Source organism: Flavobacteriales bacterium, assembly GCA_020635395.1.
Taxonomy (GTDB): Bacteria; Bacteroidota; Bacteroidia; order NS11-12g; family UBA9320; genus UBA987.
Genome location: JACJZV010000002.1, coordinates 284,454 through 310,166 on the forward strand (window position 1 = coordinate 284,454; position 25,713 = coordinate 310,166).

The following is a 25,713-nucleotide window of genomic DNA, read 5'->3' on the forward strand; positions in this document are numbered from 1 at the left end:
TAAGGCAGACTAACGAAGTTAACAAATTGTTGCATCAAATCGAAAAAATTATTGCAAAAAAAAACCTCAAGGTTGCCTTGAGGTTTTTTAAATCAAACCCAAATAGGTTATTCTGGTTTTTCTTCAGTTGCTTCGGCAATATTATCGGCAGCGTCATTGGCAATGTTTTCTGCTGTGTTGGTCACAGTTTCGGCAGCCTTTTCAGCGGCGTTTTCAGCGGCTTTATCTCCGCCATCCATCATGTCTTCAACTTTTTCTTTCACGTCATGTGCCACATCCTTTACTTTATCCATCACTTTTCCTCCTACTTCCTTTGCATCTTCTACAAATTCTGAGGTTTCTTCTTTGATGTCTTCCATTACGTCTTTCGCTTTTTCGGCCACTTTATGCCCAATTTCAGAGGCCTCGGCTTTTACTTTAGAGGCCATTTCTCCGGCATCTTCTGCCAAATCTTTTGCTTTGGCTACTGCCACATCGGCAAATGCTTCTGCCTTTTCGCTCACTTCGCTGGCTGCTTCTTTGGCCTTGCCAAATAGGTTCTTAAAAAAACTACTAATTCCCATATTTCTGTTTTTAACTAATGTTTTTGAGGGTACAAATTAAATAAAATCTCCGGTTTTTTGTCAATTAATATTCCATCGACAAAAAATCGAACAAGTTTTTGGAGAACAATTTTTGCTTTGTTTGCATACTCAAATCACTCATTTCTTCAATAAACCGCCCATGCTCCAAATCGCCCAACGGAAAAGGGTAATCTGTGCCATAAGCAATTTTATCTTCTCCAATTACTTTTATCAAATATCGCAAAGCATCTTGGTCGTGGGTAATACCATCTACCCAAAATTTTCCGACATAACTGTAGGGGTCTTTCACATCATTTAAGTTGACCAAATCAGGCCGACAATGCCACCCGTGCGAAATTCTTCCAAGCGTATGTGCAAACGAGCCTCCACCGTGGGCAAACATTACTTTTAGCTTTGGAAATTTGTCGAAAATACCACCAAATAGCATGCCGCATATTGCCCGACTTGTTTCGGCGGGCATGCCCACCAACCAAGGCAACCAGTATTTCTGCATTTCTTTTTCGCCCATCATTTCCCATGGGTGCACAAAAATGCTTACACCCAAATCTTGTGCGGCTTCCCACAATGGGTAAAAGCTTTCGTGGTCGAGGTTTTTATCTAAAATGTGTGACCCAATTTCGATGCCCGGCATACCATTTTTTTTGCACCACTCCATTTCCTGTATTGCATATTCCACATGCTGCATTGGCACCGTTCCCAAACTTATGAACCTACGGCTACTGTCGTTTTGCACCGAAATGAGGTGATCGTTGATAAACCGACTCCACTCTTTGGTATGCTCAGGTTTTGCCCAATAATTGAATAAAACCGGAATGGTGCAAAGCACCATTTTCTCAACATTGTATTCATCCATTTCGGGCAGAATGGCATTTACGTCGTAACAATTTTTTTCAACTCTTCGAAAAAAAACCCCGTCATCACGCATCATTTTTTTTGCCCCCGTGGAAGGTTCGTCTTCCAAATAAATAAAACCACCATACCCGTATTTTTTATCCAACCTATCCCAGTTTGGTGGCATGATGTGTGCGTGACTATCAATTTTTCTAATTCCTTCCATCTTTTACAACGAAGTGCGAAAGTATGGAAAATAGGGAATTTTTTTGGGGAAAAGAACCTTTGTTTCAAATTACGCCTAAACAAAAAAGGGTCTTTCGACCCTTTTTTTATTGAATAATGAGGGGCATGCTATAGGAGCCATCGTCTGTTGTAATCTTTATATAAACAGCACCGATTATTTTACTTTTGATAGTTATCTCCAACTCGGAATTGGTACCTTTCTTCTGGTCGAACTCAATGTTTCTTCCCAATAAGTCGTACAATTCTATATTTCTAATGTTACAATCGCAATGTATGTTAAATGTTCCGTTGTTAGGGTTTGGATATATGTTTATACCTAACATTTCTAAGTTTAGAATACCATCCTCCTTTTCTTTGGGTTTAAGATAGATGCTATCCACCAATAAGCCACATTCGTTTTCAATTTTTACCCAATACAGGCCACTATCGGCCTTAATGGTTTGCGTGGTATCTCCGGTATTCCATAAAAATCTACTACCTGGGTTTTTAGCATTGAGTGTTATGCTTGAGTCAACAATTTGGCTGTCTGAAGCAAATGGTTGAACCAGAAGCATGAATTCTTGAAAAGTTACCGTTGCCGTATCTTCTACCTTGCAAACTCCGGCGGTAGCCATGGCCAAATATTTTCCTGCCTTTGTTATCCTATTGCTCAAACTTGCGGAAAATGAACTATCGGGAAATTGAACCCGAAAATTGGAACCCGGCATTAGAGCACCCTTAACAATGGAAACCGTTAAAGTGGTATCAAAATGTCCGCAAAATGTAGTGTCTTTTAAATTGAATTGAAGTTTGGGCAATACATCCCAGCCCACAATTCTTTTAAAATCAAAATGCTGACAGCCACCATCTTTCCGTTGTGCAAAAAGTCGAATAATGGGATTTGCTGAATCTTTTGGAAAGGATGCCATATAGAAACTGTCTATACCTCCACCTGACCATTGATAGGAAGAAAAAAGAGAGTCGGGATACAAATCCTGCTTCACAATATTATCAATGCCGTTACAAAGTGTCACGTTATTCTTGGCAAACAATTTAGGAACTGGCTGCGACACAACAATCGTGTCAAAATAGGTAATACGACACTCAGTAGCAATCGTGGTTTGCACTACATACGTTCCACTATTCAAAATAGTCAATGTATCAGTTAAATTGTTGCTGAGATTTGTACCATTTTTAAAAAAACACGCCAAATCATTTAGCTGGTAATTACCCCAAAATATTTTTCTACTTATGCTGTTCGAGTATCCTTTTGGGGGATTAAAATCAAATTTTATTTCGTATTCATTGCAGCCCAATGCTTTGGTTGAATGACCTGTCACGTAGCTTCTTCCGGCAACCTTCAAGGGAATGGTGCGAGAAGACATAGCGGTAAAAGGGCAGGCATTATCCCGCACTTGTAGTTTTACATTATACGTTTTTCCACTATCTGCCAATGACGGTGTCCAATAAAGCATGAGCGTATCTCTATTCGGAAAAGTGTCGGGACGGTTCACAACATAAGCACCAGAAGGTAATCCAAAAAAGGTACTAAAAACGGTGTCTGGATCGGGAGCTACCTGAGGTGGTGGTGGTTTCTTTACTGGGTCATTGACAATGATTTGAATGGCTCCCAACTCGCCTACACACCACTCATCTTTTTTTGAAACAGTAAATGCAGGTGGATTATTTTCGGGGCATGTTTTTACAATAAAAGAATGATCTATTCGGGTTATGGCAGACTCTCTATAAATGCCTATGGAGTCTTTTCGCCAAGAAACAAGTTCAAAAACAAAAACGGAAAAAGTGTCCATAAAACCAATTGGTGTTACGGCAAAAAAACCGGTAACTGGGTCTAAACTGATTCCAATTGGTGGAGAAGCGTTGGGGTTGGCATAAGGAGGTTTAAGGCTTCCCGGGTAATATGGGTCTATTGTGTAGAAGCCAATTTTCGTAGTATCTCCAAAATGATTATACGGCTTGCCAAACCGATAGGAAATAGAGTCTCCGTCGGTTTCGGAAAGTGCTTGGGCAGAATAATATATCGGCTGATTTAAACAAGCAAAAAACTGAGGAGTTTCACCTAATGCGGGGGTTGAATTATTCCCATATCGAAAATCTACTATGGCATAATTATGAATATTACCGAGATAATACGGGAGTCTATCACCAATTTCATATTCAAACCGAACAGGTTCATTGGCTTTGTAAAATTTGTCAAAAGGACTTTGGCTAAAATCAATGGTGGTAGAATAAATATGTTCCTCGATACCCCTATTACTTACGGTGTTTGATGGATCACAAACTCCAGTATTGGAAGCACATTGATTGGAAATGTTGGTCATTCTAATCAAATTAACACTAACATTTTGTATCAATGAATTACTCTGAGTTCGAAGAACTAAATTTTGCCTTTGTATAGGATTGCCATCGCATAAACGATAAACCGATACCACCACTTTATAGTTGGCCGCACTCAACCATTGTACATCCACTCTACTGCCAAGTGCACCATCAGTAGCAAAAACAAAAAAGGAAGATAAAAAAGCCAAACAGATAGTTAAAGTAAAATGTTTCATAAAGTCGTTTATTGCATAGAAACAAATTACAAGAAAGGTTGCTAAAAAATCTTGTTTATGACCAATTTATGGCTCAGAACTTACACAAACCGTGGGTCGGTTTCCATTACATGGCCACATTTTTTGCAAGTTCTAAGCTCTTCTGAGCCGTAATATTCTTTAAACCGAGGTAAAAAATCCTTTTCGATATCCTCCAATGTAAAATAGGTTTCGTGCAATTTGTTATTGCATTTGTCGCAAAACCACAAAAGGCCATCAGTAGTATTCGGGCGTTTCAACTCCACCACCAATCCAATAGAATTTTCGCTTCGCATGGGTGAATGCGGAGTATTGGCCGGCAATAAGAACATTTCTCCGGCTTTAATTGGAATGTCAACAGCCTTTCCGTCATCTTGAATTCGCACATTTATGTCGCCTTCCAATTGATAAAAAAGCTCCTCGGTTTCGTTGTAGTGATAATCTTTACGGGCATTTGGCCCTGCCACTATCATCACAATATAATCACCAGCCTCTTTATACAAATTTCTATTGCCCACAGGTGGTTTCAATTCGTCTCTATGCTCATCAATCCAAGCCTGTAAATTAAACGGTTTTCGTACCATAGCTTCTTTTAAAAATAAAAATCCGAAATTACCAAAAAAAACAAAAACACCACAGATTGATACATTAAATAAAACCGTTAAAAATTATAACTTTGCCCCCTGCAATAACAAAGGTGTTATGAATATCATATCAATTTTATTAGGGATTATTGGCATGAACGAATGGTGGATTATTCTTTTAGCCATCGTCATCATGTTTGGGGGTCGAAAAATTCCTGAACTTATGAAAGGTTTGGGAAAAGGAATTCGCGAATTTAACAATGCCAAAAACGATGTAAAACAGCACATCGAAGATGGTATGCGAGACAACGGAAAAGAAGAATAAAAAATTTTTTAGTTGGTGAGCCGACCCTCGTTAAGTCAATTACAATCAGACCTATATGCCTCCAAGACAACATGTGCTAATGTTGTTGACGGCTATTTGAATGCTATTGAAAACAATTGGCATTTGAATGCTTTTTTGGAAGTTTATGCTGATGAGGCACGAAATCAAGCTGAACTAATTGACAAAAAAATTCAATCAAAAACTGCCGGAAAACTTGCTGGCTTGGTCATTGGCATTAAGGATAATATTTCTTACAAGAATCATCACGTTTCTGCCTCATCCAAAATCTTAGAAGGATTTGTGGCAGTTTACAATGCAACGGTTGTAGATAGGCTATTGGCCGAAGATGCCATTATAATCGGTCGATTAAATTGTGATGAATTTGCGATGGGTGCCAGCAACGAAAATAGTGCCTATGGCAATGTGCTAAATGCCGCCGACAATAGCTGTGTTCCGGGAGGTTCTTCGGGCGGTTCGGCTGTAGCTGTGCAGGCCGGGCTTTGCATGGCATCACTCGGAAGCGATACCGGTGGCTCTGTTCGTCAGCCAGCATCTTTTACCGGAACTTTTGGTTTGAAGCCCACCTATGGAAGGGTTTCACGTTGGGGTTTGCTTGCCTATGCCTCATCACTCGATCAAATAGGTCCTATTACCAACAACATTGAAGATATGGCTGCCATTTTGGAAGTCATTTCAGGTTGCGATGAATTTGACGCAACAGTTTCGGAGCAACCCGTTCCGAATTATTTAGGCCAGCTTCATCTGGAGGGTAAAAAAAGAATTGCCTATTTAGAGGATAGCATTTCATCAGATGGATTGAGCAATGAAGTTAGAAAACATATACTCGACGCAATAGAGAAATTGAGGGCAGAAGGTCATACGGTAGAAGCCGTTTCGTTTCCTTACTTAGACTATATGGTGTCTTGTTATTATGTGCTTACTACGGCAGAAGCCTCCTCAAATTTGAGCAGATATTCAGGATTGATGTATGGCCATAGAAGCACCGAAGCCACAGATTTAGAATCCACTTTTAAACTAAGCAGAAGCGAGGGTTTTGGAAAAGAAGTACAGCGAAGAATTATGACCGGAACATTTGTTTTGAGTTCAGATTATTACGATGCATACTATACCAAAGCCCAAAAAGTGCGTCGCATAATTCAAAATGAAACACAAAAAATATTGGACACTTTTGATTTCATTTTGCTTCCCACCACACCTGACTCGGCTTTTAAAATTGGGGAAAAATCGAATGACCCAATTGCCATGTATTTGGCAGATATATATACGGTTCAGGCACCTTTAGCCGGGCTACCTGCCATTTCCGTTCCCACAGGAAAGGCAAAAAATGGAATGCCCTTTGGTCTGCAATTGATGTGCAACAACTTTGAAGAAGCTTCGTTGTTGGCCATGTCACAATATTTGTTCGACCTAATGACAAGACAAAAATGAGATACTTCATTAGTTTAGTTTTGATTTTAGCCTTAAATGGCTTGTTTGCCCAATCTGGAGTAGTGGCAAAACGTTTACATTCTATAAGCTCAACCATCGAAATGACCCACAACGGTTATGTTCAAAGCTCAATAGACCAACTAAAATCATCAAAACAAACATCAGAAGAAATTTTAGGAAAATCAAAACTATATCTTCCGGCCATTGAAGATAGTTTAGAAAAACATGGTTTGCCTGTACAACTTCAATATTTAATTCCGGCATTGAGCCAATACGACAACTGGAAAGTTTCTGACGACGGAGGCTCCGGATATTGGCAAATGCGGTATCTTACAGCCAAAAGGTATGGATTGAACATAAGCAGCTATATTGACGAGCGAAGAGATTATTTAAAAGCCACTTCGGCGGCTATTCCGTATCTAAAATATTTATACCAACAATTTGGCGATTGGCATGCCGTTATTGCTGCATTTGTTTCTGATGAAACGGAAATTACAAAGGCTATTCGAGTTTCTGGCGGTCAAACAAACTATTGGGAATACCATCGATATCTTCCGTTGAAATATCAATCAACGCTTCCTGATTTTATTGCCATGGTGTACTTGCACAGCTATTACGCCGATTTGAATTTCACTCCTCATCCAACAGCAAAAATAGAACTTGATGAAGTAACAGTTGACAAATGGCTTACCGTTTATCAACTGAGCAAAGCCTTAGAAATAAACTATGACAGCTTAAAAGATTTTAATGCAGTTTATAAAAAGCAAGTAATACCAGATACCGACAAGACCTATACCATAAAGATACCATCCAATAAGGTAGCTCGATTCTTTGAACTGGGCGATTCGATTTATGGGTTTTATAGTCACGATACCGCTCCGGTTCACGAACCAGTAAAGGTGGCAAAAGTGGAAGAACCAAAAGTTCAGGAACCAAAAGCTCAGGAACCACAGGTGGCGGAACCCGAAAAACCTAAAACAGAAGAAAAAAGGCTGTTGTATTATACCATAAGAAGTGGTGATTATTTGGGCAAAATAGCCGACATGTATGATTGCAACGTGAGTGATTTGCGAAAATGGAATAACATAAGTGGAGACAAAATAAATGCCGGGCAAAAATTAAAAATTTATAAACCTTCCTCCGAATATGCCACATACAACAAAATAAACACCATGACTTCCAGCCAACAAAATGCCCTAATCAACAAAGATTGATTTTGAACCCATCTTCTGAAAAATACAGCAAAACGGCTATTGTAAAGCCCAAGCAAATAGCGGTTATGCTCATTTTACTTAATTTGGTTTTATCCTTTTTTGTGCTGCTTTTTCCGCACGGTGAAAGAAGATTTATTTTCAAAAATGATTTTCCTTGGATACAGCAATTAGCTTTTGACGACACCTCGGCACACGACTTTAAATTGCAATTTGTATCGGCTCATGATTTATTTTATGTGGATAGTGCCGAACAAAAAAGTCAGGAAAACTTTGACGAAATGGTTTCGAATGTGCAAATTTCGGACACAAACGACACGAAGGCTGACGTTGAAATTGTAGAAATTTCGGAAGACAAAAGCATTCAATATCCCGACAAAACAAAACATGCACTCAGCGATTTTTTCGAAGCTCTACTTCAGCTTGAAAATGGCTCAAACCAAATATTCCGAATTCTTCACTATGGGGATTCGCAACTTGAAGGCGACCGCATCTCGGATTATGTTAGAAGCAAAATGCAAAATCGTTTTGGTGGTAATGGGCCGGGAATCGTTCTACCAATCGATGTCAGCAAATCGAGGGTTTCTATCAGACAAAGTGAAAGCGGTGATTGGAACAAATACGCCATATACACCACCAATCGATTAGAAGATGGAAACTATGGAATAGGTGGTTCTACCTATCGTTTTTCAGGTAAGTTTTTAAAAGTTGTAGGCACGGATACAGTCATTAAAAGAGCCTACGATTCCATGATAGTAAAAACCAAAAACATACCCTTAAAAGAACCTATTATTGACTCTGTTTCGGGAGATACCATTCGTTTTAAAACAGAGAAATACAAAGTTCCGTTTGATTCTTCCAAATTTCATTACGACACCACTTACCGAAAACGTTACGAAAAAACGGGAGAAGGAAACAGTTGGCTAAAATTTAACTGTGCCACACAAAGTTACCCACGGGTTCGAACATTCAATCAAGTCAAACTTTTATACAATTCGAAAGATACTTGCCGATTAATTGCCACTATTGACGGGGTTGAAAAAAGCATGGTGCTGCCTGCCTCTTCAACCACGCAGTTAATTACCATACACAATGGAAATGTTTCGGAAGGTGTCACACTAAATTTCAAAGGCTTGTCTCCCAACATATTCGGTGTTTTGTTGGATGGAGAAACGGGTATAGCAGTAGATAATTTCCCAATGCGAGGAAGCAGCGGAACGGGTTATTCAATGATTAATTCTGGTGTTTATGCCCGTCAATTAGAACTTACAAATACCAAACTGATTATCATGGAATACGGTATAAACGTGGTGCCAAATCCTCAAAAAAATTATGATTATTATCAAAAACTGTTTGATGCTCAACTCAAGGCGATAAGAAAAGCAAAACCAGATGTAGATATTTTGATAATAGGCCCAAGCGACATGAGCAGAAAAGTAGGTGCTGAGCATAAATCCTATCCAAACATTACACTTATTAGAGATGCCATGAAAAAAGCAGCCTTTGACAACGGTTGTGCCTTTTGGGATTTGTATGCTGCCATGGGTGGTCAAAACTCCATGGTTGAGTGGGTAAATGCCAAGCCACCCCTTGCCTCTAAAGACTACACTCACTTTTCATCAAAAGGTGCGGCTTATGTTGGCGAAATGCTTTATGATGCGTTGATGAGCGAGTATCACTATTGGAAATTAGGCAAGTCACAAAACCCTTAAAAACTTTTGACGATAATACCTTGAAATATGCAAATTTTCATTTGCAATTTTCGGATATAATTCTACCTTTGGTACGGCAAAATTCACTTTGTCATAGAAAAGTAAAGTATTAAAGCGTTTTTTTTTTGCATTATGGAAAATGGAGTTTCTAAAATGCAGGTGTGTAGAATGGTAATGAGTAAGGGTAAACACTTGTTAAAACTGTTGGTATTGGCCACATTATTCCTGACAAACTTGTCAGTAAATGCCCAATCAAATTCGAATAAAGGGAAAGACTTTTGGGTAGGCTTCATGGCACACCGAGATGGCACGAGTGCAGGTATGTATTTGTACATTACCTCCGACTCCAACACCTCCGGAACGGTTTCGATTCCCGGCAAATCTTGGTCAACCACGTTTACCGTGACGGCCAACGCCATGACCTTGGTGGCTATTCCATCCAGTCAGGCTTATGTTGGTTGTTCAGACTGCATCACGGGTCAAGGCATACATGTGACTTCTCAAAAACCAATTGTGGTTTATTCTCACATTTACTACCAGTATTGCTCCGATGCCACGTTGGTTTTGCCAACACCTGCCACGGGTAAAGAATATTTTTGCATGGCCTATGAGCAATTGCAAAATACGGCCCGTTCGCAGTTTATGATTATTGCCAACAAAGACAATACGAAGGTAAAAATAACACCAACTGCTGTACTTACTGGCAGTTCGGGCGACATTGCAAAGGGAACCCCTTATTACATTACCCTAAATGCCGGAGAAGTATATCAGGGCAGAGCCAAAACCTATGGTGCAACTCAAGACGTGACCGGCACACATATAGAGGTAATAGATACCGGTTCAACCTCCAATTGCAGAACAGTTGCTGTTTTTTCGGGCAGCAGCGATACCTATATCTTGTGCACGGGTGCAAGTACCGGAGGTTTAAATTCAAGAGACAACCTCTACCAACAAATGTATCCAACCCAATCTTGGGGAAATCAATTTATAACTATTCCTTTCAAAAATCGAACAGTTGACCACATCAGAGTAGTTGCCGCCGAAGATGCAACAACAGTTACCATGCTGAACGAAACCGGAACTCCAACCTCTTATTACTTAGCCAAAGCTGGGGATTTTCAAGATATTAGAGATGTCAGTACAACAAAATATTTCTTGGCAACAAAACCAATTATGGTTGCCCAATATCAGACAAGCCAAAAATGTGGTGGTAAAGGCGACCCGAGTATGACCATTCTTAGCCCATTAGAACAAACCCTGAAAAACATCACGGTTTATTCCAGCGAATACGAAGATATTATTGACCACTACATCAATGTTATTATGCCTACGGCATATACCAGCACATTTAAAATTGATGGTTCGTCTGCCACTTTTACCCCTGTACCAAAAAAGAACTCTTATTCTTATGCACAAATAAAAGTTACCAAAGGCAACCACCAATTGAAGGCCGATGTTGGATTTTTGGCTATTGCCTACGGATTTGGCGATTATGAATCTTACGGATATTCGGCGGGTGCCAACGTAAAAGACTTAACAGCTCAAATAAAACTAAAAAACTCTGCACAAAATGAGGTAAACTCGGTTTGTCTTGGCCAAGCTGCCAAATTTGAAGGGAAAGCAGAATATACTGTTACCAAATGGGAGTGGTTTTTTGGAGATGGAACAAAAGATACCATTCAAAACACGGAACACACCTACAAAGACACTGGTGACTACATTGTATGGTTAAGAACATACAAAGATTTATTTGACGGATGTTCGGTTTACGACTCTACCCCAATGGAAGTTAGAGTAAATGGAGTTCCAACGGCAAAACTTGCAACATCTCATAGATGCGAGCAGCACGTGGTAAACTTTACCGACTCCAGCACCGTGCCAGGTGGCGAAACCATTTTGAACAGACAATGGATTTTTCACACGGGTACACCTGTTTATCAAACAAACACTTCAAAATATTACGATACCGCAGGAGTTTATAATGTTAAACTAATCACTAAAACAACCTTTCAATGTGCCGACACGCTGAGTTATGACATGGTTATTAGCCCATTGCCCAAGCCCGGTTTTATGGCTGATGATGTATGTTTTAAAGAATCAACAATTTTTACAGACACCTCAAAAGTAAAAACAGGAAGCATTGCCCAATACAAATGGTATTTTGGAGACGGAGACTCAAGTAGCACGAAGTCGCCCAACCATTTTTATCAAGACAGCGGCACTTTTTTCGTTGATTTAATTGCCACCACCGACAGTGGTTGTTTTGCTTCCGTAAGAGACACCGTTGTAAAACATCCTTTTTTTAATATTGACTTTAAATACAATGACACATGCACAGGCATGACAGTCAATTTTACAAATACTTCTACTTCTGTAAAATATGCTCTGCAAAATTTTGAGTGGAAATTTTCTGATGGAAGTTATTTTACCACCAAAAATGTTCAGCACATATTCGGAAATACAGGTTCTTATGATGTTTGGCTCATTGGTCACCAAGATACATTTTGTGTAGATTCCGTAAAGCACACCGTTGCAGCCGACCCAAATGTGGTAGCCGACTTTGACATTACCGGAAAATGTTTGCACGATACCATCTTTTACACAAATAAATCAACCGTATCTTCTGGAAATATAGCCAATTATACTTGGACACTCGCCGATGGATTTACCTCAACTCAAAAAGACCCTAAGCAAAAATATACAACCAAAGGCACCAAAAATATACGACTAATTGCCACCAGCGACAAAGGGTGCAAAGACACAATGAACAAAACGTTTACTTTGTACAACCCACAGTTTACTACGTTTAATTTCCCTACGGTCTGCCAAAATCAGCAGGCAAAAATTACGGCCAATAGCAACTTAGATGGTGATCAGTTTAAAACTTGGAGCTGGACAGGAGGTGGCAGCACATCAACAACAGATACGCTTAAATTTACATCTGCAACCACCGGAAAATATGAAATTACGGTAAACGCCACCACCAACAACGGATGCAAAATGTCATTAAAAGACTCGGTAACCATTTGGGCAATTCCAGTGGCCGATTTTACGATTAATCCTGTTTGTTTTGGTAAAAATTTAGTTCCTGTAGATAAAAGCACTATCGGAAACGGAGAGGTAATATCAGGTTATCTATGGTATCTGAATGGCACGCTTGCTTCGAGCGTAAAAAGTCCGACACTAACAGGGGCAACCGTTGGAAACAATACGGTTCGGCTCAATGTGTCAAGTACCAAAGGGTGCACTAATTCAAAAGTACAAAATGTAGAAGTATATCCATTGCCAAAGGCTTCTTTTACCTATCAGGATACATGCCTGAATGATTTGACATCATTCAATTCCACCTCCACTGTTTCGAGCGGATCGTTAACCTCAATTAATTGGGAATATAATGATGCCGTTCAAGACGCAGGTTCTTCTGTAAGCCGAACGTTTTCAGCCCCGGCAGAATATTCAATGAAACTGGTAGTTGTTACCAACAACGGATGCAGAGATTCTATAATAAAAACGTTCAGTATTGCTCCATTGCCCGTAATCGATATATCTGCTTCGCCAACGAGCGGTTGCCAACCTTTTAGACCAAGTTTTACAAACAATTCATCCATAAGTAGCGGCAGCATTGCCTCATACTCATGGGATTTTGGCGATGGAAACTCCGCCACAGGGGTCAATCCGGGACATACTTACACAGTCCCCGGCTCGTATAGTGTAACAGTGGACGCAGTATCAAATGCCGGATGCAAAAGTTCGTTGGCCACACCAATAAATATTGATGTTTTGGCAAAACCCACAGCTGCCTTTAGCTTTACTCCAGATGAGCCGAGTTTGCTTAATCCTGACATTTCATTTATTAATGAATCATCGGCCGATGCTACAAGTTTTGATTGGGCTTTGTCGAACGGAGCTACTTTTACTTCAAAAGATGTTGACTATACCTTCCCTCAACCCGGAGATTACATAGCCATACTTATTGCCACTGCCGGAAATGGTTGTAAAGATACCATCAGCAAAGCCATTCATGTAAAACGCGATTTCTTTGTACATGCACCCACTGCCTTTTCGCCAAACGGTGATTTGGTTAACGATCGATTCTCTATTTACGGAATGTTTGATGGCGTGCAGGGCTATAGCATGGAAATATTTAACCGTTGGGGCGAAACGATTTATAAGTCTGAAAATCCGATAGAATCTTGGGATGGAACATACAAGGGCAATCCAGTAGCCCTTGGGTCATACCCCTATATGGTGCGTTTTAGAAATGCAGAAACCGGAAGGTGGCAAACCATCAGCGGTGTAATTCACATTATTCGATAAAACCCTTTTTACATTCTCATCATCCCGAATTTACCCAGTTGAATTCGGGATTTTTTATATTTCTTTCATTAGAAATAATACCTTTGCCCCTTCAAAAAAACAGAGAAACAAATGAGTGTTTTAGTTAATAAAAATTCAAAAGTCATTGTTCAAGGATTTACCGGAAGTGAAGGCTCTTTTCATGCCGGACAGATGATAGAATACGGAACCAACGTTGTGGGCGGCGTAACCCCCGGCAAAGGTGGACAAACTCATTTGGACAAACCTGTTTTTAATACGGTTAAAGAAGCGGTGGACAACACCGAAGCAGATGTTTCCATCATTTTTGTTCCACCGGCCTTTGCTGCCGATGCCATTATGGAAGCTGCTGATGCAGGTATAAAAGTTATTATTTGTATTACGGAAGGAATACCAACCAAAGACATGATAACCGTAAAACATTATTTAACCGACCGAAACGTGCGTATGATTGGTCCAAACTGTCCAGGAGTTATGACGGCAGGAGAGGCAAAAGTGGGCATAATGCCCGGCTTTATTTTTAAACCCGGAAGAATTGGAATTGTATCAAAATCTGGCACATTGACTTATGAGGCAGTTGACCAAATAACCAAAGCCGGACTTGGACAATCTACAGCCATAGGTATAGGTGGAGACCCTATTATTGGCACATCAACCAAAGAAGCCGTTGAAATGTTGATGAACGACCCTGAAACTGACGGCATTATTATGATTGGCGAAATCGGCGGCAGTATGGAAGCCGAAGCAGCCCGTTGGATAAAAGAATTTGGCACCAAACCTGTGGTTGGTTTTATTGCCGGAGAAACTGCACCAAAAGGTAGAAGAATGGGTCATGCTGGAGCTATTGTGGGTGGCAAAGACGACACGGCTGCGGCCAAAAAAGCCATTATGCGTTCATGCGGCATTCACGTGGTTGACTCGCCCGCCGAAATTGGAGCTAAAATGGCGGAGTTAGTAGGTTAATCAACCCCAAATTTGAAATACAACTAAACTCCCCAAATAGGCTAGTCCTGTCATATAGGCAAATTGTATGATAGGCCATTTAAGGCTTTTGGTTTCTTTATATACTACTGCCAATGTGCTTATACACTGCATGGCAAAAGCGTAAAAAATCATTAATGAAAACACCGTAGCCAAACCATAAGCTGGTTTTCCGGCTTCATTTTTCTCTGCCAATAATTTCTGCTTTAGTGTTGTTTCATCATCGCTGCCCACACTATAAATAGTACTCATGGTGCCAACAAATACCTCTCTTGCGGCAATAGATGTGATTAATGCTATTCCAATCTTCCAGTTGAAACCTAAAGGTTCGATGGCTGGTTCAATGCTTTTCCCGAAATGCCCTGCATACGAGGTTTCGAGCTGCTCGGTTTGAGTTGGTTTGAATATTTTGCCGGTATTGTTGGGGCCATAACTCGCTAAAAACCAAAGAAGAACAGAAACTATGATTATAACTTTGCCCGCCTCCAGCACGAAACTTTTACTTTTTTGCCACACCGTCATCCAGATATTCTTCCATCGCGGAGGATGATAAATGGGCATCTCCATTATAAAGTAATTCAACCCTTGAGCCTTTACCACATATTTAAAAGCCAATGCTGCAACAAGAGCTGCCACAGTGCCGATAACATACATGGCCAGCAAGACCAACGCTTGTAAACTTACAAAACCCCATACCTTTTGAGCCGGAACTGCAATGGAAATAAGCAGGGTATAAACCGGAAGTCGAGCAGAACAACTCATTAACGGAGTAATCAATATGGTAATAATCCTGTCCTTCCAATTTTCAATATTCCTAGTGGCCATAATGGCCGGAATAGCACAAGCTGCACCGCTGAGCATCGGCATTACGGATTTTCCATTCAATCCAAATCCTCGAAGTATTTTATCCATAATAAAACTTACACGAGCCATATAGCCCGTATCTTCCAGAATAGACATAAAAAATATAAGAATGGCAATTTGAGGAATAAACACTAAAACTCCTGCCAAACCGGAAACCAACCCATCGGCCAATAAACTTTTTATTTGCGGAGCAAGCGATGTCTTGCCGATAAGATTTTTTAGCCCTTCAAAACCATACTCTATCCAGTTCATTGGCCATTCGGCCAACGTAAAAATGCTTTGAAAAACAATGAGCAAAACCAACAGAAAAATGGCATAACCCCAAATAGGATGTGTCAAAATAGGGTCGAGTTTGTCGGTAAGCAGCTCTCTTTGGCTTTTTTGTTTAACCGTTTTATTTAATAAGGTTGATATCCTTTCAAATCTCTGGGAAATATCGTTTTCCCTTTTTTCTGAAAAATGAAAATGAGAGGTAAACTGAGGTTTGACAAGCTCTGCCTTTAGTACGTCTATACCATTGCCCAATCGGGCATTTGTTGTTAAAACTTTTACACCCAATTCATTTTGAAGCCGCTCTACATCTATGTCAATTCCTTTAAAAACGGCCACATCCCACATATTCAAAAGCAGGATTATCGGGATTTTTAACTCCGACAACTGACTAAAGAATAATAGGTTACGTTTTAGATTGTTGGCATCTGCCACATAAACAATCAAATCAGGTCTCTCGTCAGACTGTTCATTAAAAATTTCAAGTGCTTCCTCCTCATCTCTCGACTTTGGGTCAATGCTGTATGTGCCAGGGGTGTCGATTAATCGAAATTTCTGATTTTGAAGGGTGAATTTTCCTGTTTTTCGCTCGATGGTGGTACCCGGAACGTTCGTTATTTTTTGATTTAATCCGGTAAGTCGGTTAAAAATAGAACTTTTCCCGCAATTCGGATTGCCGCATAGAGCAACGATTATTTCGGATTTAGTGTTGCTCATCAATCAATTCAACTTCAACAAATTGAGCCTCCGATTTTCGCATGCTCAGGCAATATCCGCCTACGTCAAAGGCCAACGGATCGCCAAAAGGTGCGGGCATCAGCAGTTTTATTTCCACCCCCGGATGGCATCCCATCTCCATGAGTTTATTACCAAATGCTGAGGTCAATACCTCCTTAATAATAGCCCGTTGTCCTCTTTTAAGTTCTGCCAATAGCATGGCGGCAAAGTTGAACTTTATTTAGAATAATTAAAAATAATGAAGTGTTTGTTTAGATGATTTTTGGCAGGAGAATATTATAACGAATTATCCAACAAGGAAAGAGTGGTTTTGAAAGGGGATGAAAATGAATGATGCGACCCCTTCGGGGTCGTACTTATTCCCCAATTGATTTTACATCTATGAAACCACTTCGTGGTTCTATTTGAAGAACAAATTGGATTCACAAAATAATGCTTGGTAAACCCTGAAAGGATTGAATAGATATACAAACCTCAGATTTACATAATAATTCGACCCCTTCGGGGTCGCACCCATACAACGATTCATTCTATATCTATGAAACCACTTCGTGGTTTTGTTTGACTTGCGAACAAATTGGATTTGTCAATTAATGTTTGGTAAATCCTAAAAGGATTGAATAGATATAAAAATACCTTCTCGGATAAAGAATTCGACCCCTTCGGGGTCGTACCTATTCACCAATTCATTCTATATCTATGAAACCACTTCGTGGTTTTGTTTGACTTGCGAACAAATTGGATTTGTCAATTAATGTTTGGTAAATCCTAAAAGGATTGAATAGATATAAAAATACCTTCTCGGATAAAGAATTCGACCCCTTCGGGGTCGTACCTATTCACCAATTCATTCTATATCTATGAAACCACTTCGTGGTTTTGTTTGGCTTGCAAACAAATTGGATTTACCAAATAATATCCTCTTTAGGTGTAGCAAATCATTTTATCACTCAGGCAAATATTCCTCTTTGTATTCCACCCGAAATTTTTCTAAAAAGTCGATATATTCTTCCCGAAATGTCCGCTTTTTGTGATGTTCCTTTTGGTTATTTATATACGTTATAACATTTTCCAAAGCCGAATGATTATACGAAAAAGCACCGTACCCTTCCTGCCATTGAAAATTTCCCTTCACAAATTTCTTTTCCTTTATAAATTTATTACTTGATTTCTTAACTTCCCGAACCAAATCGGATAGACTGCATATTGGCTTCATACCAATTAAAATGTGGATATGGTCTGGCATACCATTAATGGAAATAACCTTTTGGCCCTTATTTTGGATTATTCCGGTTATGTATTTATACAATTCATCTTCCCATGAAGATTGAATAAGGCTTTCTCTGCCTTTTACCGCAAAAACTATTTGTACATATATCTGTGAAAATGTCCCAACCGTCATGTTAAGTAAATTTTTATTCCCCTACTAACGTTACCACCCCGCTGATTTTGTATTTTTTCTTTGCCTCCTCAGAAATAGTGGAGTATTCAGCTTCGGTTATTTGGATAATGTAGAAGTATGTGCCTCCCGGATAGATGGCCGCACTGGAACTCGATTTGCCATCCCAACATTCGTTCATATCTGTTGTGTGAAACACCCGCTCTCCCCACCGGTTATAAATCCAAATTTCAAATTTGTCGCAACCGTTTAACAAACCATCTATGCAATAAAAATCATTCAATTTGTCGCCGTTTGGGGTAAAAATATTTGGTATAAAAACATCCCTGGCTGCCGCGTTTGCCACATTAATTTCTTTGGTGATAGAATCTTCACAAACTGTCCCTTTATTTACGTAAAGTGTGACAAAATTGGCCGAACCCGGTTCGAATTGGTAATTAAATTTCTGTTTTGTTTCGGTATTTCCATCACCCAAATTCCAAAAATAATCAATGGCCTCAACGTTGGTTTCAAACTGCACTTCGTAGCTACAAGGGTCAATTTCAAATTCAAACGCTGCTTTGGGATTGCCCAAAACCTTGATTTGACGTTTAAAAATATCTGAGATATTGCATGTATTCGAATCAATAACGGTAAGGGTAATTTCATAATCGCCCGGTTCTGTATAAACATGAAAAGGGTTGAGCGAGGTGCTATCTTTAGTACCGTCGCCAAAATCCCAAATAAACTTTTGAACCACACGGCTTCGATTATCAAAATTTACCGTTAATGGCGAACAACCCAACACAGGATTGGGTACGAAATAGGCATCAACATCAGTGCGAATTTGCAAATCGATTTTAAAACTGGCATTGCTGCACCTGGGGCTTACATTTTTTGTAAAAGCGGCATTGGGTGTTACCGGAAAATCCTGAAATCCCGGAGCTCCTGACACTTGTGGGCAGCTGGAGCAAACCGACTGATAAACCACCCCCCTTTTATCAAAACGGCTGGTACCTCCGTCCACATGATCATGACTGCTATCACCACCAAAATAGGTGGCATACAGTAAGCTTTGAGCATCTTTATCCAACACCAGTAAATAAAAATCGTTGTCGTCTGTGGTTTTTTGCACGGCATTGGAAGAAATGGGAAGATTTGCCGTGGAACCAGGGTGCATATCCGGGTGCGTATTGCTTCCCCAGCCACTCATATAGATATGCTCACAATTATCAACCAAAAAAGCACTTGGAGAAATGTCAACCTGATTATCTCTTGCACCAAACGAAGTTTGCCATTTTAGGTTGGATAAATCAGCCTCCAATTTGGCAATAAACTGACTTTTATTTGGTTGACCATAAACACCTGCACTCGGGTTAATGTTTCCGGTTGTTTGACCAGCCACAAACACATTTCCAAAATCTTTATTCAAATCAATAAAATAGATTTGGTCGTATTGTGAAGTTCCCCAATAACTAAGCGAAGTTATTTTTTTGTTTTTTCTATCGATGACTGCTACATAGCCGTCCACATTGCCGGGAGCGTTTTTCTCGAAAGCATTGGAGGTTGTTTCTATATCATCGCTGGATGTGCCTCCACCTACATAGATAGAGCTATCCAAATCCACTTTAATACTATACAGAGCATCGGCCTTTGAACCACCTAAAAAACTCGACCATTTTAAAACCGACAAATCACTATTAAACTGCATAAAGCACCCCTCTTGTGAAGCAATGGTGCTATCAACGGCATCTATCAACGGAAAATCAGAGGAACGTGTGCAACTGGCCACATACACATTTTTATTCTCATCCGGAATTATATCTCCCCTAAAGTCATCGGCATAATTATATCGTAAATCGGCGTGCCGATTAAGCCCGTCAATTCCTGAGCCACCAATGTATGTAGAGCCTAAAAGTTTTTTCCCATCTGCCGAAAGTTTTGAGATAATTATATCTGCATTACCATTATATGAAGTATCATACCCTGATAGAGACATTGGAAAATTCTTGGAATAGGTGGTTCCCATTACGTACAGTTCATCATCCTGATTTACCACCAAACTATGTGGGTAGTCATCATCAGCCCCACCCAAATAGGTCGCCCAAAGCAGGGTTGTTCCCGCCGAATCATATTTGCTTATGCTAATATCACACGAAAGATAGACATCGGGTCGGCCAAGCCCGCCGCCATAGGTGGTTTGAAACGCCCCGGTTGTTACCGGATAATTTCCTTGGTCACCATCTGTTATTCCTCCGGCATAGAGGTGGCTGCGAGAATCATACGTTGCGGTAAAACCAAAATTGTCGCCACGCGAGCCTGAATAAGTAGAAAAAATTAACGCAGGGTCAATGACAAATTCTAACAAGTTTTGTTGATTTTCGATGCAATAGGAAAGCTCATTTTGACTTACTGAAAAGTGGCAAGCTGGCAATTTTTCATCCTCATTATTTGCTTTTAAAATGGGTGGAGTTTCTATCAAGTTTCCGCAAGAAGTATGAACAAAAAGACTGTCTCCGACCAGATTTATTTGTTCATGTCCGTCAAATTTCAATCGAATGTTTTCCGCTTTCCCACCGTTTGAAATTTTCCAGTCATATTTTAATGTTCCATTTGCATCTGTATAAAAAACCAAATCTACGTTTGGATAAATATTTTTATAAACTACTCTTTTATAAAGTTTTACCTCTGTTGCCCAATTACTTCTATTACTTCCAACAAAATAATTGTGGTAATAATTTTCAGGTTGAAAACCCTGAACTTTGGCCGTATTATCGGCATTTATAAAATCAATTTTTATGCTGTGCTGTCGCTGCACAAATTCAGTATTTCTATTGTCGAAATCATGCTCATGAATGGCCTCCATGATAGCTCGTTTATCATCCTGATTTTGAAAAAGATAGGTTAATCTCGCACGTTCCAAGAACAAATAACCGTTTGGCAATCGGCATCTAAAAAGAACATTTTCATGAAACTGGCCTTTGTTTTCTTCAAACAGAAAATCTGGACTTTGAGTCGGTTGGGGTTCTGAAATAGCAAAACAATTCCACGATTGGATTACCAAAAAAATCGAAAAAACTGTTTTTAAGACTCGCATTATCAGCAAAGTTAAGACACAAAAAGCATTGTTTGCGTTGCTTACGGGTTTTGGTTTGCACAAACCAAAGTATATTCGCACAAATTTTGAAAAATGGCTTTAAACGAGCAGCAAATACAACGTCGTGAATCGTTAAAAAAACTTCGGGAACTGGGCATAGAACCCTATCCGGCAGAAGAATTTGTGGTGTCTCATAATTCAGACGAAATAAAAAAAGTGGCTGATGATAAACCGGATGCAAAAGTGGAGGTTTCATTTGCGGGTCGCATCATGGTTCGTCGCATTATGGGTAAAGCCAGTTTTGCTGCAATACAAGACCAATATGGTCGAATTCAAGCCTACATAAATCGTGACGAAATTTGTGTGGACGAAGATAAAACACTCTATAATGAAGTGTTTAAGCGACTGCTTGATATAGGCGATATTATTGGCGTTAAGGGCTACATTTTTAAAACTCAAACGGGAGAAACTTCTATTCATGTGAGCGAACTGAAGGTATTGAGCAAATCATTAAATCCGTTGCCCATGCCCAAAGAAGCCGACGGAAAAGTATTTGACGCTTTTACTGACCCCGAGGCTCGATACCGAATGCGGTATGTGGATTTGATAGTAAACCCAAAAGTAAAAAACACCTTTTTAGCCCGAACCAAAACAATCAAAACCATGCGAAATTATCTAGAAGAAAAAGGCTATTTGGAAGTGGAAACCCCCATTTTGCAGAGCATTCCAGGTGGAGCAGCGGCTCGTCCGTTCATAACGCATCATAATGCGTTAGATATTCCGCTTTATTTGAGAATTGCCAACGAATTGTATTTAAAACGATTGATTGTTGGTGGATTTGAAGGTGTATTTGAATTTGCAAAAGATTTCAGAAACGAAGGGATGGACAAAACCCATAATCCTGAGTTTACGCAAATGGAGCTTTATGTGGCCTATAAAGATTATAACTGGATGATGGACATGACCGAAGATTTGCTGCGAACCATTTGCAAAGAGGTAACCGGAGGCGAAAAGATTAAATTTGGAGAAAACGAAATTGACTTTGGAAAAGCCTTCGACCGTTTGACCATTTTTGGTGCCATCAAAAAATATACTGGTGTTGATTTGTCGGAAATGACCGAAGATGAGATTAGAAAAACGGCCAAAGAATTGGGTGTGGAAGTGGACGAAAGCATGGGTGCGGGCAAGATGATTGACGAAATTTTTGGCGAAAAATGCGAACACCATTTGGTGCAGCCAACCTTTATCATGGATTACCCGGTTAGTATGAGTCCTCTTACAAAAAAACACAGAGGCAACCCCAATCTTACCGAACGGTTTGAATTAATCATAAATCGAAAAGAAATTGCCAATTGCTATAGCGAGTTGAACGACCCCATAGACCAACGGGAACGGTTTGAAGAACAAACAAAATTGCTGGAGCGTGGTGACGACGAAGCCATGTTTATCGACCACGACTTTTTGAGAGCATTAGAATATGGTATGCCACCAACTGCCGGAATAGGCATCGGTATAGACCGTTTGGTTATGCTATTAACCAACAACGAGAGCATACAAGAAGTACTTTTCTTCCCTCAAATGCGGCCAGAAAAGGTTTCAAAAGAAGACTCGGCAGAAAAATTTGAAGAAATTGGAGTTCCTATTGAATGGGTTGACCATCTCAAAAAAATGGGATATGCCACGGTAGAACTTCTCAAAAAAGAAGAAAACGCCGGAAAATTAGCCCAATCTTTGAACGGATACCGAAAAAAGAACAAATTAGAAATAGCTGCTTTAAACCCAGAAGCCGTGGCCATCTGGTTAGGATAGAGTTCTAATTAGTTCCCCAAAGCTTTTCTGTGGTTACACCATGGCAACTATTGCATGCTCCCGTGCCGGGTTGTGTGCTCATGTGTTGCACATTTCCACCTAAATCAATGGAAGGAAACAAACCAGTCATATCAATATTTTCAGTGGTATAAAAATTACCGTTTTGATCAATCTGAATGGTGTGCTTCAACGTTCCACCGCCATTAGCTTCTGTATAAAGTTTTATGGAGCCTGAGCTGGCGGGCGATGATTTATCACTTTTATAGGCAGAACCTGCTACTACAAAACAGCCGTCACCGTCTCCTGATTCCACATGGCATGTCATACAGTTTTTGCCATTATTGTGGCTTTCTTTCTCTCCACTTTTGCTGATTTTTGTTTCTCCGCAACCCTTTTTTACACCATTTTTACAGTTTTGAAGAAACATGGCTGATGCCACCAAAAAAGTCATTCCTAAAAACATTGATAATTTTTTCATACTACTCAAAATAGAACCTCAAATATGGTGGATTATTGTCAATTCTAAAAATAAAAAAAAGAGGTTAACGTATGCTAACCTCCTTTTAGTCAATAATCCTATGTAAATATTAAGCCTTCATGAGCAAAAAATGATACCGTTTCATTTCTACCTTCGAGTCCTTTTCCATTTTGCCATGCCCATATTTTGGGTGGGCATCCTTTCCTGCGGAGTGTTTTGCCCGAATGGCCTGCATATCTGCCTTCCAAGTATCTTGCAAAGGTTTCAAATCCGACTCTATTTTTTCTATTTCTAATTTGTGTGCCGCAATTATTGGTTTTAATTCTTTATCCAAATCCGCTTTTCGTTGCTCATGCAAGGCCTTTCCTTCTGCCATTTGCTCTTTTCTTTTTTCTGGAGAAAAGCTGTCGCGTTTGTGTTCTCCAAATTCTTTAAAATCAGATTTATAAATACTTCTCAACGAATCAATTTTGGCTTTTTCGGCATCCGTAAGAACCTCATCAAGTTCCGCACGTTTCGATTTCAATGCTGGCTCAATGTTTGTTTTTCGATACGTTTTCATTTCTTGGTGCATGGCCTTCATGTCCTCTTTTTTTGCTGCTTTATAAGCTTCCAGTTTTTCTATTTGCTCCGGGGTTAGAATTGCTTTTATGGCTTGTCTGTGTTCTTTCGCGGCTGTTTTCATGGCCTCTCTGTCGCCTTTATTTTCTTTCATTTTGGTTTTAAAATCGGCATTCAGCACTTCAATCTGTGATTTTTGAACATCCGTCAAACTCACCACCGAATCCAATTCGGCCATTTTATGCTGCATCATTTCTTGTCGGTGAATTCGTCGTTCAAGTTGTTTGCCACCATGTGTTCCTCGCTGTGCAGAGGCTTGTGCTGCTCCCAGAGCGGCCATCAAACCAATAATTAGTAGTTTTTTCATTTCTCTATCCTTTTAAATTGTTTCCATTTTGACCATTGTTTCTCAAAGTTTATTCCATTGGTGGTCGGCCTTTTGGTGCATTTCGTCGTTGCTCTCTCCTTTCTTTAAATTTTCTTAAAGTTTGTATCTGAGTTGCATCTAACCCTTTTTCCAATTCCCCGAAAAGTTTATCAAACTCATCATCCCTTTGGGTTCGCACACTGGCATCTATGGCTTTCATGCGTTGCACATGCTCCATAAACACGCTGTCGAAAGTTTGCTGTTGCATTTCGGTAAGATTTAGTTTTTCGGCCAATCGGTTTTTAAACATGGGTGGACGCTGATGTTCTACCATTTGGTTTATTCTGTTTTTGGTAAGTCTTCCGGCAACGAAAAAACCAATAACTGCCCCCAACAAAAGGCTCGAAATAATGATGAGTAAAATTCGTTTTGTCATTTTTCTTCTAATTAATATCCCACAATCTATACGTTTCTATTGAGGCCACTATGTCTTGCTCAGAGTGCTGGCCTAACCCCATCAACGAGTCGGCGGACAAATTACCATCCAACAAAAAACTCGTTATTAAAAAAGTGGCTATACATGCCGCCGCAGCCAGCAAAATTCGTTTATACCAGAGTTTAATAACACCACTTTCAAGTTGTTTTTCGGCCAATACTTCGTTCATAACACGGTCAGTAAAACCCTCCGAAAATTCGGCGTTTTGCTCTCCATAAGCCCTCATTAATTTTGTAAGTTTATCATCCATTGTAATTCAACTTAATCAATACTTCTTTCATTTTTTCCATTGCTCTGCTAAGTTTAGACATTACCGTTCCCTCTGCCATTCCCAATATATCGGCTGTTTCTTTTACCGAATACCCTTCTATCATTCGCATTACTACTACTGCTTTTGCCTCCGGTTTTAGCACATCCAAACACCGTTCTACAGTTTGTTTTATGCCTAAGGCCGTTTGGATGTTTTTCGCAGTGTCGTACACATTTTTTGGTGCATCATCCAACTCAACATATCGAGATTGGTTGCGTTTAATTTGTTCTAATTTATTCAGGCATAAATTCATAGCTATACGTGTCAGGTAAGTAGCCAGCGAACTTTCGTGTTTAAACTTGTGTAATGATTTATACAACCTCACAAATGTTTCATGACCAACTTCTTCGGCCAATAAATCATCTTTCAGCATCTTAAAACACACCGCCACTCTCGATTTGTGTGCATCCACGATTTTGGCAAACAACTGCGTTTCGCCGCCAACAATGCGGGAAATCAGTTTTTTCTCTTCGTTTGCACCTTCAACCATTGGCTATCACTTGTGTTTTTTTTT

20 protein-coding genes are annotated in these 25,713 nt (G+C 39.8%); 7 read left to right on the forward strand and 13 right to left on the reverse strand.

Annotated elements, in window-relative coordinates; genetic code table 11:
- Positions 1–107: 107 nt before the first annotated feature.
- From H6607_07415 to H6607_07430, 4 genes are all read right to left on the reverse strand, one after another.
- A complete protein-coding gene (locus tag H6607_07415) occupies positions 108–563 on the reverse strand; it encodes a hypothetical protein (GenBank protein MCB9262187.1) in 456 nt (151 codons plus the stop codon).
- Between the two features lie 64 nt (positions 564–627).
- A complete protein-coding gene (locus H6607_07420; GenBank protein ID MCB9262188.1) occupies positions 628–1,641 on the reverse strand; it encodes an amidohydrolase in 1,014 nt (337 codons plus the stop codon).
- Positions 1,642–1,747: 106 nt separating this feature from the next.
- Positions 1,748–4,216 carry a T9SS type A sorting domain-containing protein gene (locus H6607_07425; protein MCB9262189.1) on the reverse strand — a complete coding sequence of 823 codons (2,469 nt, stop codon included), beginning with the start codon at positions 4,214–4,216 and terminating at the stop codon, positions 1,748–1,750.
- A gap of 80 nt (positions 4,217–4,296) precedes the next feature.
- Positions 4,297–4,818: a 3-hydroxyanthranilate 3,4-dioxygenase gene (locus H6607_07430; protein MCB9262190.1), complete on the reverse strand. Its 522-nt coding sequence runs from the start codon at positions 4,816–4,818 to the stop codon at positions 4,297–4,299.
- Positions 4,819–4,936: 118 nt separating this feature from the next.
- Between H6607_07430 and H6607_07435 the strand changes: the two genes are divergently transcribed.
- The 6 genes from H6607_07435 (at position 4,937) to sucD (ending at position 14,813) form a co-directional block, all read left to right on the forward strand.
- Positions 4,937–5,143, forward strand: a complete 207-nt coding sequence (locus H6607_07435; GenBank protein ID MCB9262191.1) for a twin-arginine translocase TatA/TatE family subunit — start codon at positions 4,937–4,939, stop codon at positions 5,141–5,143.
- Positions 5,144–5,155: 12 nt separating this feature from the next.
- Entirely contained in the window at positions 5,156–6,592 is a 1,437-nt protein-coding gene (gene gatA, locus H6607_07440; GenBank protein ID MCB9262192.1) for an Asp-tRNA(Asn)/Glu-tRNA(Gln) amidotransferase subunit GatA, read from the forward strand.
- On the forward strand, positions 6,589–7,806 hold the full coding sequence (locus H6607_07445; protein ID MCB9262193.1) for a LysM peptidoglycan-binding domain-containing protein: 1,218 nt from the start codon (positions 6,589–6,591) through the stop codon (positions 7,804–7,806). The genes gatA and H6607_07445 overlap by 4 nt, the downstream gene beginning before the upstream one ends.
- Positions 7,803–9,515, forward strand: a complete 1,713-nt coding sequence (locus H6607_07450) for a hypothetical protein (GenBank protein ID MCB9262194.1) — start codon at positions 7,803–7,805, stop codon at positions 9,513–9,515. The genes H6607_07445 and H6607_07450 overlap by 4 nt, the downstream gene beginning before the upstream one ends.
- 132 nt (positions 9,516–9,647) lie before the next feature.
- Positions 9,648–13,832 (forward strand): PKD domain-containing protein, encoded by a 4,185-nt coding sequence (locus tag H6607_07455; protein ID MCB9262195.1) that lies wholly within the window; start codon positions 9,648–9,650, stop codon positions 13,830–13,832.
- 111 nt (positions 13,833–13,943) lie between these two features.
- Entirely contained in the window at positions 13,944–14,813 is an 870-nt protein-coding gene (gene sucD / locus H6607_07460) for a succinate--CoA ligase subunit alpha (protein MCB9262196.1), read from the forward strand.
- Here sucD and feoB read toward each other — a convergent pair whose 3' ends face one another.
- The 4 genes from feoB to H6607_07480 all read right to left on the reverse strand — a co-directional run bounded on the left by feoB (position 14,814) and on the right by H6607_07480 (position 21,178).
- The gene (gene feoB, locus H6607_07465; GenBank protein MCB9262197.1) at positions 14,814–16,682 is read right to left on the reverse strand and encodes a ferrous iron transport protein B; all 1,869 of its coding nucleotides are present in this window, start codon (positions 16,680–16,682) and stop codon (positions 14,814–14,816) included. It abuts the gene before it with no gap.
- The gene (locus tag H6607_07470) at positions 16,669–16,902 is read right to left on the reverse strand and encodes a ferrous iron transport protein A (GenBank protein MCB9262198.1); all 234 of its coding nucleotides are present in this window, start codon (positions 16,900–16,902) and stop codon (positions 16,669–16,671) included. Before H6607_07470 ends, feoB begins: the two co-directional genes overlap by 14 nt.
- Positions 16,903–17,649: 747 nt before the next feature.
- Entirely contained in the window at positions 17,650–18,105 is a 456-nt protein-coding gene (gene tnpA / locus H6607_07475; protein MCB9262199.1) for an IS200/IS605 family transposase, read from the reverse strand.
- Positions 18,106–18,118: 13 nt separating this feature from the next.
- Positions 18,119–21,178, reverse strand: coding sequence for a gliding motility-associated C-terminal domain-containing protein (locus tag H6607_07480; protein MCB9262200.1), 3,060 nt, complete (start codon positions 21,176–21,178; stop codon positions 18,119–18,121).
- A 93-nt stretch (positions 21,179–21,271) separates the two neighbouring features.
- Between H6607_07480 and lysS the strand changes: the two genes are divergently transcribed.
- The gene (lysS, locus tag H6607_07485) at positions 21,272–22,987 is read left to right on the forward strand and encodes a lysine--tRNA ligase (protein ID MCB9262201.1); all 1,716 of its coding nucleotides are present in this window, start codon (positions 21,272–21,274) and stop codon (positions 22,985–22,987) included.
- Positions 22,988–22,991: 4 nt separating this feature from the next.
- Here the strand turns inward: lysS and H6607_07490 are convergent, their stop codons facing one another.
- The 5 genes from H6607_07490 to H6607_07510 form a co-directional block, all read right to left on the reverse strand.
- Positions 22,992–23,465, reverse strand: coding sequence for a hypothetical protein (locus H6607_07490; GenBank protein MCB9262202.1), 474 nt, complete (start codon positions 23,463–23,465; stop codon positions 22,992–22,994).
- A 109-nt stretch (positions 23,466–23,574) separates the two neighbouring features.
- Positions 23,575–24,393, reverse strand: coding sequence for a hypothetical protein (locus H6607_07495; protein MCB9262203.1), 819 nt, complete (start codon positions 24,391–24,393; stop codon positions 23,575–23,577).
- Between the two features lie 49 nt (positions 24,394–24,442).
- Positions 24,443–24,829 carry a hypothetical protein gene (locus tag H6607_07500; protein MCB9262204.1) on the reverse strand — a complete coding sequence of 129 codons (387 nt, stop codon included), beginning with the start codon at positions 24,827–24,829 and terminating at the stop codon, positions 24,443–24,445.
- A 7-nt stretch (positions 24,830–24,836) separates the two neighbouring features.
- Positions 24,837–25,139, reverse strand: coding sequence for a hypothetical protein (locus tag H6607_07505; protein ID MCB9262205.1), 303 nt, complete (start codon positions 25,137–25,139; stop codon positions 24,837–24,839).
- The gene (locus H6607_07510; protein ID MCB9262206.1) at positions 25,132–25,689 is read right to left on the reverse strand and encodes an RNA polymerase sigma factor; all 558 of its coding nucleotides are present in this window, start codon (positions 25,687–25,689) and stop codon (positions 25,132–25,134) included. Before H6607_07510 ends, H6607_07505 begins: the two co-directional genes overlap by 8 nt.
- Positions 25,690–25,713: the final 24 nt, after the last annotated feature.